The 17444-nt window shown below is 70.6% G+C and carries 12 protein-coding genes; 5 read left to right on the top strand and 7 right to left on the bottom strand.

Going from position 1 to position 17444, the window contains the following annotated elements:
- Positions 1-46: 46 nt before the first annotated feature.
- The 5 genes from ACYVLQ_RS09975 to ACYVLQ_RS09955 all read right to left on the bottom strand — a co-directional run bounded on the left by ACYVLQ_RS09975 (position 47) and on the right by ACYVLQ_RS09955 (position 9784).
- Entirely contained in the window at positions 47-877 is an 831-nt protein-coding gene (locus ACYVLQ_RS09975) for a hypothetical protein (protein WP_460697113.1), read from the bottom strand.
- Between the two features lie 93 nt (positions 878-970).
- Positions 971-1504, bottom strand: coding sequence for an RNA polymerase sigma factor SigM (gene sigM, locus ACYVLQ_RS09970; RefSeq protein WP_068025491.1), 534 nt, complete (start codon positions 1502-1504; stop codon positions 971-973).
- A 282-nt stretch (positions 1505-1786) separates the two neighbouring features.
- On the bottom strand, positions 1787-5848 hold the full coding sequence (locus ACYVLQ_RS09965) for a murein biosynthesis integral membrane protein MurJ (protein ID WP_460697112.1): 4062 nt from the start codon (positions 5846-5848) through the stop codon (positions 1787-1789).
- Positions 5849-6603: 755 nt separating this feature from the next.
- Entirely contained in the window at positions 6604-9171 is a 2568-nt protein-coding gene (locus ACYVLQ_RS09960) for a hypothetical protein (protein WP_460697435.1), read from the bottom strand.
- Between the two features lie 61 nt (positions 9172-9232).
- Complete coding sequence (locus tag ACYVLQ_RS09955; RefSeq protein ID WP_460697111.1) at positions 9233-9784, bottom strand: NUDIX hydrolase; 552 nt, start codon at positions 9782-9784, stop codon at positions 9233-9235.
- Positions 9785-9936: 152 nt separating this feature from the next.
- On the opposite strand from ACYVLQ_RS09955, the gene ACYVLQ_RS09950 reads away from it, so the two are divergent.
- Positions 9937-11385: a CCA tRNA nucleotidyltransferase gene (locus ACYVLQ_RS09950; protein ID WP_460697110.1), complete on the top strand. Its 1449-nt coding sequence runs from the start codon at positions 9937-9939 to the stop codon at positions 11383-11385.
- A 25-nt stretch (positions 11386-11410) separates the two neighbouring features.
- Here the strand turns inward: ACYVLQ_RS09950 and ACYVLQ_RS09945 are convergent, their stop codons facing one another.
- Positions 11411-12229: a hypothetical protein gene (locus ACYVLQ_RS09945; RefSeq protein ID WP_460697109.1), complete on the bottom strand. Its 819-nt coding sequence runs from the start codon at positions 12227-12229 to the stop codon at positions 11411-11413.
- Between the two features lie 139 nt (positions 12230-12368).
- Here ACYVLQ_RS09945 and ACYVLQ_RS09940 point away from each other — a divergent pair, with 139 nt between their 5' ends.
- Genes ACYVLQ_RS09940 through ACYVLQ_RS09925 form a run of 4 tightly spaced genes read left to right on the top strand, consistent with a single transcriptional unit; the run spans position 12369 to position 15645 of the window.
- On the top strand, positions 12369-12764 hold the full coding sequence (locus ACYVLQ_RS09940; RefSeq protein ID WP_460697108.1) for a TOBE domain-containing protein: 396 nt from the start codon (positions 12369-12371) through the stop codon (positions 12762-12764).
- Between the two features lie 47 nt (positions 12765-12811).
- Positions 12812-13555 (top strand): molybdate ABC transporter substrate-binding protein, encoded by a 744-nt coding sequence (gene modA, locus ACYVLQ_RS09935; RefSeq protein ID WP_460697434.1) that lies wholly within the window; start codon positions 12812-12814, stop codon positions 13553-13555.
- Entirely contained in the window at positions 13552-14430 is an 879-nt protein-coding gene (locus ACYVLQ_RS09930; protein ID WP_460697107.1) for an ABC transporter permease, read from the top strand. Before modA ends, ACYVLQ_RS09930 begins: the two co-directional genes overlap by 4 nt.
- A 57-nt stretch (positions 14431-14487) precedes the next feature.
- Positions 14488-15645 carry a sulfate/molybdate ABC transporter ATP-binding protein gene (locus ACYVLQ_RS09925; protein ID WP_460697106.1) on the top strand — a complete coding sequence of 386 codons (1158 nt, stop codon included), beginning with the start codon at positions 14488-14490 and terminating at the stop codon, positions 15643-15645.
- A 7-nt stretch (positions 15646-15652) separates the two neighbouring features.
- On the opposite strand, the gene ACYVLQ_RS09920 is transcribed toward ACYVLQ_RS09925, so the two are convergent.
- Positions 15653-17284: a DUF4185 domain-containing protein gene (locus ACYVLQ_RS09920; protein WP_460697433.1), complete on the bottom strand. Its 1632-nt coding sequence runs from the start codon at positions 17282-17284 to the stop codon at positions 15653-15655.
- Positions 17285-17444: the final 160 nt, after the last annotated feature.

Genomic DNA, 17444 nt, shown 5'->3' with positions numbered 1-17444 from the left:
TCAGTCAACAACAGGGTAAACGGTGTTGTTCCCCGGCCCGCGCCGCTCACCCGATATCGCGCTGCTCCAACACCTGGGCATCGCCTGGGCCGCAACCGGTTCCGACGACGAGGGCGGTGATCTTGGGCGGTCGCGCGCTGGTGAGCAGTATCACCACGGCGGGGCGGTCGCGGAAGGTGACATCCATCGAGCCGAGAACGGTGCGGTCCAGCCCGGCGGCGGCGACGCAGCGCGTCATCGCGCCCGGGAGGCCCAGCGGGCCGGCGACATCGTTGCGCCCGAGCGCGCTGAGCAAGACCGCGTCGGACGGGTCGCCGTCGAGTGCGGGGGGGCCGGATCGCGTTGTGGGTGATGCCTTCTGGTCGGTATCGCTCTCGCGGACGGCATCGACCGCGATCAGCGAGCCGACGATGACCGCCACGGTGGCGGCCACTGCGGTGAGCCAGCGCAGCCGACGGGACCGCCGCTCGTCGAGCCGGATCGGCTCGGGCGGCACCTCGCTCGGCACGGCGGGCATCGGGCGCGTGGGCGGGGTGGCTTCGCCGGTCGGCTCGCTGAATGGCAGGTGATGCACCGTGGCCACGTGTTCGCCGGGTGCGGCCTGCTCGGGGTGGTCGCCGCGGGCCAGCTCGTCGAGCAGGCTGTCCATCCGGGCGCCGACGTCGGCGGGCATCGGATGCAGGAGCCGGGAGTCTCGGCTCAGGGCTTGCAGCTCGGAGGTGACGTCGTCCAGCGAGCGCACGAAGCGCAATGCCTCCGGGTCGTTGCGGACCTGCGGCCACAGCTGTTCGGACAGCTCCGGGGGCACATTGTCCGCGTGGAGGTCGGCCAGCAGGTCCGTGGAGAAGGGAGGTTGCGGCATTGAACGGGCTGCCATCGCACCTCCTGTCTCTTCTTCGTCGCGCGGTCCGGGCCCGCGCCGCCGAGGGGCGGCTGGTTTTCGTTCGTCTCTAGTAATGACGCATCTCAACTACTTCCGGTTCCCCGGATTGCGCAGGAATCCCAACTCTTGTTGCAGTCGCTTGCGTCCGCGCGCGCAGCGGCTCTTGATCGTCCCCTCGGCAACATCCAGCAACTGTGCCGCTTCCGCCACCGTATACCCTTGCATATCGATCGCGACCAGGGCCGCGCGCTGGTCGTCGGGCAGCGTGAACAGTGCGGCGTCGACCACCATCGAGACCTCGCGGTGGGCGATGTCGTCGCGTTCGACGGCGGGTTCGGCCACCGTTTCCTCGGACAGCGAGACGCTGGCGCGGGCCTTGTTGCGCCGCATGCGATCCAGGCAGGCGTTGACGACGATCCGATGCAGCCAGCTGCGGACCTCGGCGTCGCCGCGGAAGCCCGCGGCGTTCCGGTGTGCCGACAGCAGCGCGTCCTGCAGGCAGTCGGCGGCATCCTCGGGGGTTCGGCAGGTGCGCAGGGCGAGCTGCCACAGATGGTTGTAATGGCGCCGGAACAGCACCCCGAAGGCGTCGCGGTCGCCCTCGATGTGCGCGCGGAGCAACCGGCGGTCGGACGCGTCTTCGAGATCGAACGCGCGGCGTCGGACGCCAGGCGAATCGGACGTCCCCCCGCTGGATCGCTCGACCGCATCAAACGACAACACAAACCCCTTGGATCAGCGCTCACGGCGGCACGCCACGACCATGGTCGGAAAGCACCGCAAATTTCGCGTCATCCAGGACCGAGGACACCAGATCCCAGGAAGCTCCCTGCCGAGAGCGCGCTGAGAATCATATCGGCTGCCATGAATTCGCGGCAACAAGAGTCGAAGTGGCGCCCCGGGTCAGGGCGCGGCTTCGAATCGGATGTCGGCGAGCGACGTTTGGAACTGGCCGCCGGAGTTGGCCAGTGAGGTGATCCAGACCAGTACGTAGCGGGCCGGCTGGTCGGCGCGGAGCGGGATCTCGGTGGTGCCGTCGGCCAGGGTCGCCTGGCCGACCAGCTGCGTCTGGTCCAGCGTGGGCGTGGCGGTGGGCGAGGTGCGGACCTCCACCACCGAGCCTGGACTCGGGGATTCGATGATCGCCTTGTTCAGCTTGCTGGGACTGCCGAGGGTGGCCACGACGCCCACCCCCTTCTTCAGTGCGGGGAACTGCTGGAAGTACTGGTCGGTGTGCCACACCGTGGTCGGATTGCCGTCCAGTACCGCCGCCGCGCTGCCCGCCCCGTCCGGGGTGCCCTCCGGCGAGAAGACCGTCGCCCCGGTGGCGCGGACCGGGGCCGCACCGCCGGAGGTGGCCGATGGTTCCGGCGAACCCGCGCTCGGGTTCACCGGGGCCGTATTGGGGGTGGTGAGGCCGAGTTTCTGCTCGTTGAGCGGAGCATCGGAGTCACCCGGGGCGAAAATGCTCAGCAGCCACCAGATGATCACGCCGACCACCAGCGCGGCCAGCACGCCGAGCCCGACCAGAATCCACATCATCCGCTGCGACCGCTCCTTCTCGGCCGCCAGCAGCTCCGGATCGGCCAGCGACTCGTCCGGCGCGCTGGTTGCCCGCTGGCCCAGCCGCAGGACCGGGATGAAATCGGTCTTCTGGTCGACCACCGAGGCCTGTTCCAGCACGTGCTGCACGGTCGCGGCGGTTCGCACGCCCTTGTTGGACTCCAGCGAGCGCACCGCCACCGCGGAGATCTCGAACGGGGTCTCGGGCCGGATCTGCCGCGGCTCGACGGGGGTGCCGTCGGAGCCGAAATCGGCCAGCCGCAGCCCGCCGACCGTGGCGGCCGCACCGCTCATGCCGCCCGAGCGAATCGGCCAGCGGGCCGTGATCAGCGCGTACAGCATGGCGCCGAGGCCGCGTACGTCGGACTGGGCGTCGGAGTCGGCCAGTGTGCCCGGGAACGCGAGCACGGCGTCGCCGGAGGCGCTGATGCGCACCCGGTCGGGGTGGTCGATCGACAGCGAACCGCCGCCGCGGTGGGCGAGTTCCGCCGCGGCCGCCAGCGCCCGGATCGAGCGCGCCGCGCCGATCGGAGACGGCATGGTCTCGGCCATCTCGCGCAGTGATCGGCCGGGTGTCCATTCCGCCACCACGATGCCGCCGGAGCTGCCGCGCACCACGTCGAGCACGCGCGCCAGGCCCGGCGAATTGATCCGGCCCAGGCGCAGCGTCCGCGACAGGATCGCCTGCGGCCCATCGTGTCCGGCGTTCTCGGCGGCCTTCTGATCGGCATCGACGAAGGTCAGCGCGACCTCGCGGTCGAGCTTCACATCCAGTGCCTGCCAGAACTGCAGACCGCGGGCCCCGCCGTGCCCGGCCAGCAGGCGGTAGCGGCCGCCCGCCACCGACGCGCCCGGCATCAGCTTGGGACCGCGCTGGCCGGTGCGCTTCGCCGCGGCGGGCTCGACCCGCATCGGCGGCATCTCCGGCGACCCGACCGGCAGCATGCCCGTGTCGTACACCGGATCGCGCGGCGGCGCCGACCGATCGTCGGCCGGTGGCTCGGTACCAGGCGGCGGTGCGCCCTGCTCGGCGTCGCCCGAGTCCGGGTCCGCGGCGTGACCCGCCGGCACCTTCCCGGGCGAGACGTCGTCGGTGCGCACTGCGCCTGCCGCATCGGCAGGGTCGGCGGCCGGGACGCCGCCCGCCGCGTCGTCGCTCACCCTCGTGCCTCCTTCGCCCTGGTGTGTCGAAGTTCTATGAACCGGCGGCGCACCGGGCCCGTCGCCGACTCGGCCGACCTCCGGCTCCGCACGGGAACCGGCATCGCCGGCTCCGCGGGTGCCGGAACCGGCGTTTGCGTTTCTCTGCCGAACAGGGTACGGGAACTCACCCATGCCGGTGCGGTCAACGGCACCGGGTCGGATAACAGGTAGGACCATGGTCTGCTGACCGTCGAGATATGGGTCGTACTGGTAGTAGTACGGCGAGTCGGGCCGCGGCAGCACCGTCGTCGGGTGCATGTCCTCGTCGGTCTCGTCGAGGCCGAGGTCCGGGGCGGGCGGCGTCAGGCCGAGGCGGCGCGAGATGGCCACGGTGATCGCCACGATCTCGGGGATTCCGGCGAGTCGCATCAGGCCGAAGGCGACGCCGAACATGACGATGGCGTCCACGGCGACCCGGAACAGCACGCCGATGCCGTTGTGCAGGTTCGACAGCCCGACCACCTGGTCGATGATCAGCGTGACCGCGGCGCCGGCCACCGATGCGAGCACTACCCGGGTGACGGTCCGCCCGACGTTCACCATGCGCAGGTCGCCCAGGCTCTGGTGCAACAGATAGCCGCCGATCACGGCGCCCACCGCATAGCCCAGCCCCGTGGCCACGCCGAGCACGATGACGACCTGGTCGGCGGAGCTGGCCACCACCGGCGCCAGCGCCGAGAACAGCACCTTGACGGTCGTGATCCCGAGCACGATCCAGGTGGGCGTCCACACCTGTTCCCTGGCGTAGAACACCCGCAGGTGGATGAGCACCAGGGCGTACGGGATGAGCGTGAACGCGGACCAGCTCACGGCCGTGCCGAGTCGTTCGGCGTCCTCGGAGAACCGTGCGTATCCGAAGAGCGCCTCGCCGACCTGCGGTCCGGCCATGGTCAGGAAGATGACGACCGGGATCAGCGCGATCATGGTGAGGCGGGTCGCCACCGAGAGATCGTCGACGACGGCCGGGGTGTCGTCGGCGGCGGCGTTACGACTGAGCCGGGGCATGATCGCGGTCAACAGCGTGACGCCGAGGACGCCGTACGGCAGTTGCAGCAGCAGCCAGGCGTTCTGGTAGATCGTCGGTCCCGCCGCGTCCGCGTGCGAGGAGATGTTGTTCGCGAAGATCATGCCGAGCTGGCTGATCAGCACGTACAGGATGATCGCGGCGCCCATGGTGCCGAACTGCTTGAGCCGGGCGTCGAGTCCCCACAGGGGGCGCAGGTCGATGTTGTGCCGACGGATCGCGGGCAGCAGGCTGAGGGCCTGCACGACCACGCCCGCCGTGACGCCGACGCCCAGCAGCAACACCTTCGGATCGCTCATCCGGACCGGATCGAGCGTGATCTCGCCCGGGGTCAGCGCGTAGAGCGCCAGGACCACCAGCACCACGACGTTGTTCATCACCGGTGCCCAGGCGCCCGGTTTGAATGCCTGCCGAGTGTTGAGGATCGCCGTGAGCAGGGCCGATAGCCCGTAGAAGAGGATCGCGGGCAGCAACAGGAAGGTGAGCGCCGTCGTCAGCATGGTGTTGACCTGGCCGTCCGACGACACGAACACATGCGTCGCGAGGATCGGCGCGGCCGCGACCGCCAGCACGGTGGCGAACGCCAATACGGTGAATGCCGCCGTGACCAGGCGGCGGATGAACGCCGCGCCCCCGTCCGCGTCCTCCTGCTCCGCGCGCACCAGGGTCGGCACCACGATCGCCGTGAGGACGGCGCCGAGCACCAGCTCGGCGATCATGTTCGGCATCAGGCTGGCCGACGCGAACGCACTGGCGATCGCGGGGCCGAGCACGGTGACCAGCAGCAGCTGCTTGCCGAAGCCGGTGATGCGGCTGATCAGCGTCGCGAACGCGATGGAGCCGGAGTCGCGGACCAGGCGCGCGTTCGAATTCTCGCGCGGAGCGACCGCGGCCTGCGGCGCCGTGCGGTGTGGTGCGGGTCGCTCGCTGCGAGGCGGCCGCTCGGGGCGTGCGGGACCGCCCTGCCGCGGTCGCGGCCGGGGTTCGGGACGCGGTGCGCCTCCGAGGTTTTCGGGCCGCGGAATGCGCCGGGTGGGACCGCTCGCCGGATCGGCGGGATGCGGTCCGCGGCCAGGCGGTGGCCCACCGGCGGGTCGTCCGCGCTGCGGTGGGCCGCCCTGCCCGGGCGGTGGTGGCGGTCCACCCTGGTGGGGGCCGGGTGGGACGCGTCGCATCGGCCCGCTCGGAGGTACGCGGTTCGGCCCGCCGGGCGGTGGCTGTTGCCGCGGGGGCGGCATCCGACGATCGTTCGGGTACATGCCGCGGTTGTTCGGCGGCGGCGCCGGGCGGCCGGAATCATTGGGCGGAGCCGGGCGGTTCGGATGGTTCGGCGGCGCTGGGCGGTTCGGGTGGTTCGGCGGTGCCGGGTGGTTCGGGTGGTTCGGCGGTGCCGGGTGGCCGGAATCGTTCGGCGGTACCCGGCGCATCGGTCCGCTCGGTGGCACCTGGGGAATCGGGCCGCTCAGCGGTACCGGGCGGCGCGGGCCCTGGGGCTGGCCAGGGCGCGGTGGTTCACTCGGTGGTGGCCCACCGGGCTGCGGCGGCGCCGGGCGCGGGCGGTTGCGTTCCCACGGGGCCGCCGGGGCACGCCGTAGCGGAGGACCCTCGTCGGCGGGATCGTCGGGGCGGCGGCTTTCGTAGTCACTCACGACTCCACCTCGCTGACGCTCGGTTCCGTCGTGCGCGAGGCGCGCTGTGTCGTCGGTTCGCTCGGACGCAAGCTCACGCTGCCCCCTGAACCGAACGGATCACGGGTAACAGGATGCGGTCGTGACGAAAGCCGTTGTCCTGTAGAGGACATGCGCCGAGATGTGACAGGGCACCGCGCGTGGCGGCGCCCGAGGGACCCGAGCCGTCGCTCATGGCCACGCCTCGCCGACGCCCGGCACCGGGACGTGCGACGACTCGGCTGTGCCTACTGGTCGCTCGCTCACGGTGCCTCCTGTTGCTGCAGGACCCGCTTCCGTGCGCGCAGGTATCGGTTCAGCCTGCGGCGCTTCCCCGGGTCCAGCCCCTCGTCGGCCGGATCGGGCTGTCCCCGGAAGCGGCGCCACAAGCGACGCCCGGCCAACAGGAACAGCAGTGCACCGGCACATGCGGTAATTATCGCCAACGCTGGACCGTACGCGTTCGACCGCACCGAAACCGAGGTGGCATTGCCCAGCGGGACTCCGTCCGGTGTGCTGATGGAGATCGGAATCGTCAGGTTGCGGCTGTCGCTCACCTGCGTCGGGATCTGGAACGACCGGCTGCCCTCCGCGGGCAACTGCTGCTCGCCGATATCGGTGATATTCGTTTCGGCCGGTGCACCGATCCGGAACCGGATCCGGATCGCGACCGGCAGCTCGTTGCGGGCCACCAGCAGCAGCGGACTCTGCTCCGACGCCAGGGTGTACACCCCGCCCGGCGGCAGCACCGTCACCGAGCGGTAGAGGTTGTCCATCGTGCGGGTGACCTGGTCGATCCGGCGTTGCGCGGCGGTGTCGGCCTGGGCGCCGGTGCTGGTGCGGTCGGACATCGTCAGCGCCCGGACCAGATCGTCGCGCAGCGGCGTGAGGAACGTCCGCGGCGTCGGCTCCTGCTGCGGGACCTCGACCAGCGCGCTCATCAGATCGGCGATGCGCCGCTCCTGCTCCTGAATAGGCGGGACGAACGACGCGGGCACCGCGGCCTCGGCCACCTCCGACCGGTAGTCCACATCGAACGGCTGCGGGTCCGGCGACAGCGCCATCAGATCCTGGAAAGGCCGGGGCGTGGCCAGCCCACTGCGGAACATCAGATCCAGCTGGCTCAGCAGCGCCGTCGCCTCGTCCCGGTTCGCCCCCCACTGCTGCGGCGGCATGAGCAGCGCCGAACGGGGGCGGTCGGGCTGCGGGTTGAGCGCCGACCACGACACCGCGCCGAGCGCGTCCTGCAGCCGCGCGGCCCGCGAATCGTTGGTGACCTCGTAACGCACCCGATCGGGGGTGAACGGCGGCGTCGGCGGATTGGACCCGACCGCGGCCAGCGCCGTGGCCGACCAGACGTCGAACGTGGCGACCTTCAGCCCCGCATCTGGCCCCTGGGGCGTTGTTCCGTTCGCGGCGGGCACGGGCGGGGGCAGGCGCACCATCTCCGGACTCGACACCTCGGCGGCCGCCGAGACCGCCGCGGTGCTGCGGACCGTGGCGCCGTCGGAGACGCCCGAACCCGTTGCGGTACTGCGGGAATCGGCGGGCGCGACGGCATTGTCGGCCAGCACCGCGGTGGTGTGTCCGCGCTCGGAGAGCAGCGCCGCGGCATCGGAGTCGATACTCCCGGCGGCGGGCATCGACACTCCGCGCACGGATTTGATCGACAGGATCGAATCGATGATGTCGGCGGGAGCCTGCACCGCGCGGGTGGTCAGGTCCGAATCGTTCACGGCGGCCAGCGTGTCGAGGTCGACCTGCGCGAACGGCAGCGCCACCGTGCACAGCGACGGCGCCAGCGTGCGCAGCCGATCCAGCCAGGCCTGGGCGGCGCTGGCCCCCGCGCCGTCACGGGTCGGGCCGTCCGGATCCGACGGGCTGGCCAGCACCCGGTAGCCCTCGGTCATATCCGACACCGTGAGCAGCAGATCGGGATCCACGGCCAGGCAGACCGATCCCGCCAATCCGGGGCCCCCGCGGGCCGCATCCCGGCCGCCGTCGGGCCGCAGCGAGGATTCCAAGGCCGAAACCAGCTGGTCGAGGCGGCCGCCCGGAGCGAGTTCACCGGCCAGCTCGTCGTCGGTCAGCAGTTCCTTGCCGTCGACCGAGCCCGGGATGCCGCCGACCCGCCGCGGGCGATCGGCCAAGGGCCACACCAGCGTCGTGGCGACCGGGGAATCGGTCGCCGGCGGAACGGCCTGCGCCCCGGTGGTTTTCGCATCGGTCGAGGTCGGCGGCAGGCCCAGCACCGGCAGCAGGAAGCGCGCGTCGTCCAGGCGGGCCTGATTGCCGTAGGCCGGTTCGCCGTTCACATTCAGCAACAGCGGGTAGATGCCCGGGTCGGTGATGTCCAGCGACGAGGTGACCGGCGCGCTCCCGGCCGTCCCGCGCGCGTCCTCGCGCACCCCGATGCGCACCGTGAACTGCTTGCGCTGCCCAGGGCTCAGGCGGTCGGCGACATCCTGAAACGGTCCGACCATCTCGTAGTTGGCCTGATCCAGGCGCAGCGAGGACCGCAGGGCGCTGGGATTGCCGATGGCGTTCGCGCGCTGAATCCGCACGCTGATGTCGTCGACGACCCGGTCCCCGATATTGGTGACCGTACCGGCCACGGTCAGCACCGAATCGCTGCTGGTGGTCACCGAATTCGGGGTCACCGAATCGAGGGTGAGCTTGAGAAACTTCGGCGTCGAGGTCGACGACTCGCCGTCCGAGGACTGTGCGGCGGCCGGACCCGCGAGCGGCGCGGCCAGCACCGCCAGTGCCAGCGCGACGAGCATCGGCACCCAGCGGCGCCGAGGGCGCTGGGTGCTGCGGGACACCCGCATCCGGTCGGCGTCGATGAGCGCTGCGCGATTGTGCCTCACCGACGCCTCCACGTCGCACGCGTCATTGTCTGCCGTTCTCCATCCGGTCGATCAGGCGGTTCGCAACCTCCGCCAGTCGGCGCTCGTCGGCGTAGGCGAGCCGAGACTCGAGCTCGCTCAACAGCACCCATTCCACCTTCGTGACCTCGACGTCGGCATCGGACAGCTCGCCACCCACGTACCGCATCAAATAGTGATGCACGGTCTTGTGTACCCGTCGGCCGTCGGTGACGAACCAGTAGTCGATACTGCCGAGTTCGGCGACGACGAGACCATTGATACCGGTCTCCTCGGCGACCTCGCGGACGGCCGTCTGCTCGGCGGTCTCCCCCTCTTCTATATGTCCCTTGGGCAGCGACCACAGTAACCGACCCCGCCGATCGGTGCGCCCGATGAGGGCGGCGCGGCGCTTGTCCCGCGGACCGTCCAGACCGTCGACGACCAGGCCGCCCGCGGAGGTCTCGCGCACTGTGCGCATGCGGGGTTTGCTCTTGCGGTTATCCGCCGCATTACCGCCCGAACCGCGGCGCCGGGGCTGGCGGCGTCGACTGTTCGCGCGATCGGCCGGAGACACTGCGTCAGTCTAGCGGTGATGGGTCTGTGGCCTCCGCATCGCTCGCGCGGGGAGGTGTGCTGTGTTGTCGGCCTCCGGCGCGGCGTCGTTGGGTATGAGGGGACCAACTAAGCTGCGTATCCGTGGTCTCGCCGAAGTCCGAGGATGTTGCCTTGTCTGATCCGAGTGAGGATCGTCGTACTCGTTTGCTCGCGGCGGCGGCGATCACGGTGGGGCGGCTGTCGGATGTGCTGACGCCGCTGGGCGAGATGTTCGCGGCGCGGGGGCACCAGCTCTACCTGGTGGGCGGCAGTGTGCGGGATGCGGTGCTGGGGCGGCTGGGTACCGATCTGGACTTCACCACCGATGCGCGGCCGGAGGTCGTGCAGCAGATGCTGCGGGGGTGGGCGGACAACCTGTGGGACACAGGGGGTTTGGCGTTCGGGACGGTGAGCGCGTCGAAGTCCGGCTGGCAGCTGGAGATCACCACCTTCCGCAGCGACGCCTACGATCGGATCTCGCGCAACCCCGAGGTGACCTTCGGCGACACCCTCGAAGCCGATCTGGTCCGTCGCGACTTCACCGTCAACGCCATGGCGGTGCGGATCGGCGCCGCGGGCGAGCTCGAATTCGTCGACCCGCTCGACGGCATGGACGCGCTGCTGGCCGGTGTACTGGATACGCCTGCGGCGCCGGAGGACTCGTTCGACGACGATCCGCTGCGGATGCTGCGCGCCGCCCGGTTCGTCGCGCAGCTCGGCTTCGACCTGGCGCCACGGGTGCGCGCGGCTATCGCCGTCATGGCCGACGAGATCGACCGGATCACCGCCGAGCGGGTCCGCGCCGAGCTGGACAAACTGATCGCCGGGGAGCATCCCACCGAGGGCATCGATGTGATGTGCGAGACCGGCCTGGCCGAGCGGGTCCTGCCCGAGGTACCGGCCATGCGGCTCGAAATCGACGAGCACCACCAGCACAAGGACGTCTACCAGCATTCGCTGACGGTGCTGCGGCAGGCCATCGACCAGGAGGAGGGCGACCCCGACCTGGTGCTGCGCTGGGCGGCGCTGCTCCACGACATCGGCAAGCCGCCGACCAAGCGCAACGAGCCCGGCGGCGGGGTGAGCTTCCACCACCACGAGGTGGTCGGCGCCAAGATGGTGCGCCGGCGGATGCGCGCGCTGAAGTATCCGAAGCAGTTCACCGAGGACGTGGCCCGGCTGGTGTACCTGCACCTGCGCTTCCACGGCTACGGCAAGGGGCAGTGGACCGATTCGGCGGTGCGGCGCTACGTCGCCGACGCCGCCGAGCTGTTGCCGCGGCTGCACAAGCTGGTCCGCGCCGACTGCACCACGCGCAACAAGCGGCGCGCCGCTCAATTACAGGCCACCTACGACGACCTGGAAGCCCGCATCGAGCGCCTGCGGCAGCAGGAGGATCTGGACCGGGTGCGGCCCGACCTGGACGGCAACTCGATCATGGAGCTGCTGGGCTTGGAGCCGGGCCCGCAGGTGGGGCGCGCGTGGCGCTATTTGAAGGAACTACGCCTCGATCGCGGGCCGATGTCGCGCGACGAGGCCGAGGCGGCGCTGCTCGAGTGGTGGAACGCGGGCGCGCCCTAGCCTTTTCGTAATCGGGGCGCCGCGATCAGAAGATGACCAGCGTGGTTCCGGCGACGATGGCCGAGCGGATCTGGGCGAGATCGAAGGAACCGGTGATCTCGGGGATGTCGATGCGGAACGACACCCGGTCGCCGTCGCGGTCGGCGCGCACGATCCGAATGTTCTCGGGCAGTTCGGTCAGCGGCACGGGCGCGACCTTGACCCAGCGCCGGGGTATCCGCACCCCCAGCCAACTGGCGCGATGCATGGCGACGCGGAGCAGGTTCTCCCCCACCGACGCGTCCACCAGGGCCCGAATCTTGCGGCGGCGGTGCCGGGCGGTGATCAGCCCGCTGTCGGCGTCGACCCCGAGCTCCCAATCCAGCCGCCAGTCGTTGAGCCAGCCGACCAGCGCCGCGGTGGTCACGGTGCCGGTGATGTCGAGGTTGGTGGTGCGGACCTTGGTCGGCACGCCAGGCACCAGGCGGACACCGTGCGCGATGACCGTCATCTCCTCGATCGGGTGGCCGTTCCAGACCAGCCCGGTCAGCACCGTCTTGGTCTGGAAGTGCGCGCCGCGGCGGCGGGCCTCGAGGGTCCGCAGCGTGGCCTTCATCTCGTGGCCCAGCAGGGTGGCGCTGACCTCCTGCCCGCCGAACTGGCTGAGGATGCCCTCGCTGAGGAGCGTCATCAGCGTATCCGGCAGCAGCGCTGTGACGGTACCGGCGCCCAGATCGGCGACCGGGTCCAGCCAGGCGGTGGTGAAGGTGCTCCACTGATCCAGCCAGCCCAGGTCCAGCAGGCGTTTCCCGATGTCGACCGCTCGCAGCGGCGACCAAGACCTGGGGTCGAAATAGGTGGCCATGATTGCATCGAGCGTACTGGCCGGTAGTGACAAGACCGGTGTGTCGTTGGTGACTTCTCCGGAAACGGGCCCGAACATATCCGCGGATTCGGATGTTCGACCATTGTTTCATCCGATTATGCGGACATATGCTGCTCCCGTGCCCAGCTTGCGTATACGCGACGCCGCCGAACTGCTCGGCGTCAGCGACGACACGGTGCGCCGATGGATCGACACCGGCGCGCTCGACGCGCACAAGGACGACGCGGGGCGGCTGGTGCTCGACGGCCAAGAACTCGCGGCTTTCGCCGTGGATCACGCGCGGCCGCCGCAGACCCGGCTGGGCAGTGCCAGCTCGGCCCGCAATCGGTTACCCGGACTGGTCACCCGCGTGGTGGCGGACGGGGTGATGGCACAGGTGGAGATGCAATGCGGGCCGTTCACGGTCGTATCCCTGATGAGCAGCGAGTCGGTGCGGGCGCTCGGACTGGAGCCGGGCAGCGTGGCGGTGGCGAGCGTGAAGGCGACCACCGTGGTCGTGGAGACGCCGCGGTGACCACGACGGCAGGTCCGGCTGCCGCCCGCCGCGTCCGACGGGCCGGAATGCTGTGTGCGGCGGCGGTTCTGACGGCGGCGCTGGCGGGCTGCGGGGCGTCGGACTCCGGAAATGGCACGTCCACGGTGACCGTCTTCGCGGCGGCCTCGCTGAAGCAGGTCTTCACCGATCTCGGGGCGCGGTTCGAGGCCGCGCACCCGGAGGCGAAGATGGTCTTCTCCTTTGCCGGTTCGTCCGACCTGGCCGCACAGTTGAACCAGGGTGCGCCCGCCGACGTGTTCGCCTCCGCGGATACGGCGAATATGGCCAAGGTGGTCGAGGGTGGGCGGATCACCGAGCAGCCGCTGCCCTTCGCGACGAATGTGCTCACCATCGTCACGCCGCCGGGAAATCCGAAAAACATTGCGACATTGGCCGATTTGGGACAGCCGGGCGTACGCGCGGTGGTGTGCGCGCCGCAGGTGCCGTGTGGTGCGGCGACGAAGCAGGTGACGGCGGCGGCGCGGGTGACGCTCAGCCCGGTCAGCGAGGAATCCGCGGTGACGGATGTGCTGGCGAAGGTGACCTCCGGCGAGGCCGACGCCGGTCTGGTGTACGTCACCGACGCCGCCGGTGCGGGCAGTACGGTGACGGCCGTCGCCTTCCCCGAGTCCGCGAGCGCGGTCAACACCTATCCCATTGCCGCGGTGGCGGATTCGACGCACGCCGACCTGGCGCACGGATTCGAGGAGCTGGTCACGGGACCACAGGGCCGCGCGGCCCTGTCGAAGGCCGGTTTCGGGGCACCATGAGATCGGATTCGGGCGTCCGAGCGTTGCTGCGGGGGCCGGGGCTTGCGGTGCCGCGGTGGTTGCTGGCGCCCGCCGTGTTCGGGTTCGCCTTCGTGGCCGCGCCGCTGGTGGCGCTGGCGGGGGCCGTGGACTGGTCGAACTTCTTCGGGCTGGTGACCTCGACCGCGTCGCGGGAGGCGTTGTCGCTGAGCCTGCGTACCGCGCTGTCGAGCACCGCGCTGTGCGTGCTGCTCGGTGTTCCGATGGCGGTCGCGCTCGCTCGGCTGCGGTGGCGGATCCTGCCGGTGCTGCGCGCGATGATATTGCTGCCCTTGGTGTTACCGCCGGTCGTGGGCGGCCTGGCGCTGCTGTATCTGTTCGGCCGGTACGGCCTGCTCGGCAGGCATCTGGAGGCGGCCGGAATCCGGATCGCGTTCAGCACCACCGCCGTCGTGCTGGCGCAGGCGTTCGTGGCGTTGCCGTTTCTGGTGATCACGCTGGAGGGTGCGATGCGCACCGCCGGGGATCGGTACGAGCGCATCGCCGCGACCCTCGGCGCCGCGCCCGCCACCGTGTGGTGGCGAATCACGGTGCCGCTGCTGCGCCCGGCACTCGTCTCGGGTGCGGTGCTGGCATTCGCCCGGGCCCTGGGCGAGTTCGGGGCGACGCTCACCTTCGCGGGCAGCCTGCAGGGCCGCACCCGCACCCTGCCGCTGGAGATCTACCTGCAGCGCGAGGCCGATCCGGATGCGGCGGTGGCGCTTTCGCTGCTGCTCGTGCTGGTCGCCGTCCTGATCGTGCTGGTCGCCTATCGCCGCGTCGGCGTGGCCGAGGGGCGCGAGGTGGCGGGCGGACTCTGGCGCTGGGGTGGATCCGGTCGAGGTGGTCCCCGGTGATGCGGTCGAGGACGTCGCATCGGTTCGTATTGCCGACCGTGAGGGTGATGGATGGCTGTGGATCGGCCTGAAGCGAGTGCCGGGCTGGAGATTTCGGTTCGGGTGGCCGACCGTGGGCTCGATGTGGAGTTGAGCGTCGCGCCCGGTGAGGTGCTGGCCGTGCTGGGACCGAACGGGGCGGGTAAGTCGACGCTGCTGGAGGTGGTGGCCGGGTTGGTGCGGCCGGACGACGGGTGGGTCCGGCTGGACGGGCGCGAACTCACCGATACCGCGAAAGGCGTCGCGGTGCCGCCGCATCGGCGGGAGGTCTCGCTGCTCGCGCAGGATCCGCTGCTGTTCCCGCATCTGTCGGCGGGGGCGAATGTGGCGTTCGGTCCGCGCGGCCGGGGCATGCGGCCGGGGGCGGCACGCGAGGTCGCCCGGGACTGGCTGGCCGCGGTCGATGCCGCCGATCTGGCCGAGCGCGGGCCGGGCGAGCTGTCGGGCGGACAGGCACAGCGGGTGGCACTGGCGCGGGCGCTGGCGGTCGAGCCGCGCGTGGTGCTGCTGGACGAGCCGATGGCCGCCCTGGATGTGACCGCCGCCCCGGCCATGCGCTCGCTACTGCGCCGGGTGCTGCGGGCCGAGGTCCGAAAAACGATCCGCACCAACACAATTCTGATCACCCACGACATCGTGGATGCTCTCACCCTGGCCGATCGCGTCGTGGTCCTGGAGTCCGGCCGGATCGTCGAGCAGGGACCGGTCGCCGCCGTACTGTCACGTCCCCGAAGCGCTTTCGCGGCCCGCATCGCCGGGGTGAATCTGATGGTCGGCACCGCGGTCGCGGATGAGGACTCCGTGCCGGTCGAGAGGGTGCCGCGTGACGGCCGACAGCTCACGGGTGCGGTGCGGTGCGGGGAAGAGAACGTGCACGGGTGCCGCGCGGACGGCTGGTCGCCCGGCGCGCCCGCGGCGGCGGTGTTCTCCCCCGCCGCCGTGGCCGTGCATCGTGAATATCCGACCGGCAGTCCCCGCAACGTCTTTCGGGTGCGGATCGCGGAACTCACCGATCGGGGCGGCATCGTCCGGGTGCATGCCGCCGACGGTCCCGGCGGTACGCCTGGGCCGGTCGCGGACCTGACCCCCGCCTCCGTGGCAGAACTCGAGCTGGCGCCCGGCGCCGAGGTGTTCTTCGCCGTGAAAACCACCGAGGTGCAGGTCTATCCGTGCTGAGGGCCGATCAGCGCGGCTCGTCCAGCTTGGCGTGCATGAGGTACACGTTGTAGCTGTCCCAGGCGGAGATGGTGAAGTACAGGTCCCGCCCGGTCGACCACGGGTGGATGAAGCCGCCGTAGCTCTTCGGATAGTCGTTGGTGTTGATCAGCGGCACCCCGTCGGTCCAGATGCCCTGCGGTTCGGCCGCGGTGCGCAGCACGATGGTCTGCCTGGCCGGGTCCAGGTACACCATCTGCCACTGCTCGGTGGCCTCGTCGTAGCGCACCGAGATCTCCCCGGCGATGCCGGGCAGCACCGGGGTGGCGTCGTTCTCGGCGGCGGGCGCCCACGTGCCGTTCACCCAGTACTGGTACGCGCCCTTGTTCAGCACGTCCGCCTTGGGCACCCGGGCGAGGGCGATGATGCCGACGCGGCCGTTGGGCGTGCCGAACATGTAGACGTAGTCGCCCTGCGGGACCATGGTCGTGACCTGGAAGCGATGCAGGCCGAACATGTTGTCCCACTTGGCATACTGGTCCTTGACCCAGGTGCGGCCGTTGTCGTCGGAGTAGGCCAGGCCGCCGTTGTTGGTCCACCACATGCCGGGGATGCGATCCCAGTGATTGACCGACATGTAGCTCATGTACTGCCGCGCGCCGAGCGCGAAGCCGGAGGTCGGGATGACGGTGGTCTCGAAGTTCTTGACCTTGCGGCTGTCCAGCAGTTCGGCGGCGTGGCAGCGGCTGTCCTGCACCATCGAGTCGATGATCAGCCCCTTGGACAGGTCGCGCTCGGTGCTGTAGCCCATCACGTTGCTGCGCCAGTCCTGGCCCGCGCCACCGGCTCCGCCGGGCGCCCAGCCCTTGCCGAAGGTGTCGCCGAACAGCACGGCGACCTCGCCCGGCTTGGTCTCCCACATGATGCCCAGGTCGGTGCCGTCGACCTGCCAGCGCATATCGGTGCGGTTGGTGGAGCCGGGGCCGGTCACCTGGTTCACCAGGTCCACCGATTCCACTCGGCGTGGCGCCACGGGCGCCACGACCGGTCCGGGTTCGGCCGGGTGCACGACCGGCGGCGGCGGGGTCTGCGGTGCGGGCGGCTCGCCGCCGGGCACCGGGATCGGAATCGGTTCGGGTTCGGGCTTGATCCGGATGGTGGGCAGGTTGAGCGGCCCGGATCCCGATCCCCCGGACCCGCTGCCGGAGCCGGAGTTCGAACCGGATCCCGAGCCGGACGAACCCGACCCCGACGATCCCGATCCGGACGAGCCCTGCTCCGAATCGCCGGGGGTCGGGGGCTCCTGGGCGGGCTCGGGTTTCGGGGTGTCCCGGACGTCCGGGCACGGGTTCTGGCACGGATCCGGCGGCAGCGGCACGGAATCGATGCGGGTGTTGTCCGGCTGCGGTCCCGGCACCGGAACCGGGACGAACTCCGGATACGGGATCGGGATATCGATGTTCGGCGGCAGCACGGGCGGCGGCGGCGCCTTCGGGTCGGGCTCGCGGGCCAGCGGGTCGAATCCCGTTTCGCCACAGGCGTTCACCGGCGGTGGCGCCCAGGGCGCGGGCGCGGCGACGGCCGGAGCCGCGATGGTCACCGCGCTCGCCAGCGCGGCGAAAAGTGCAGGTACCCAGGCATGTTCGAGACGAGAGCGCACGTCGACGCCGCCGTTACCGAGCGCCGAGGGTGAGGTCGAGTGCGGCGAGCGACCACTCACCCGGACGAAACGCCAGCAACCCCATGCTCACTCTGTTCTCCTCGGTACCGCTCGCGGTGCGGTGATATCGCACAGTCGGCCGCCACAGTCGCTGGGGCCG

The organism is Nocardia thraciensis (genome assembly GCF_054782435.1).
The sequence above is the reverse complement of the archived record's forward strand: the minus strand, read 5'-3'. Positions and strand labels throughout refer to the sequence as shown.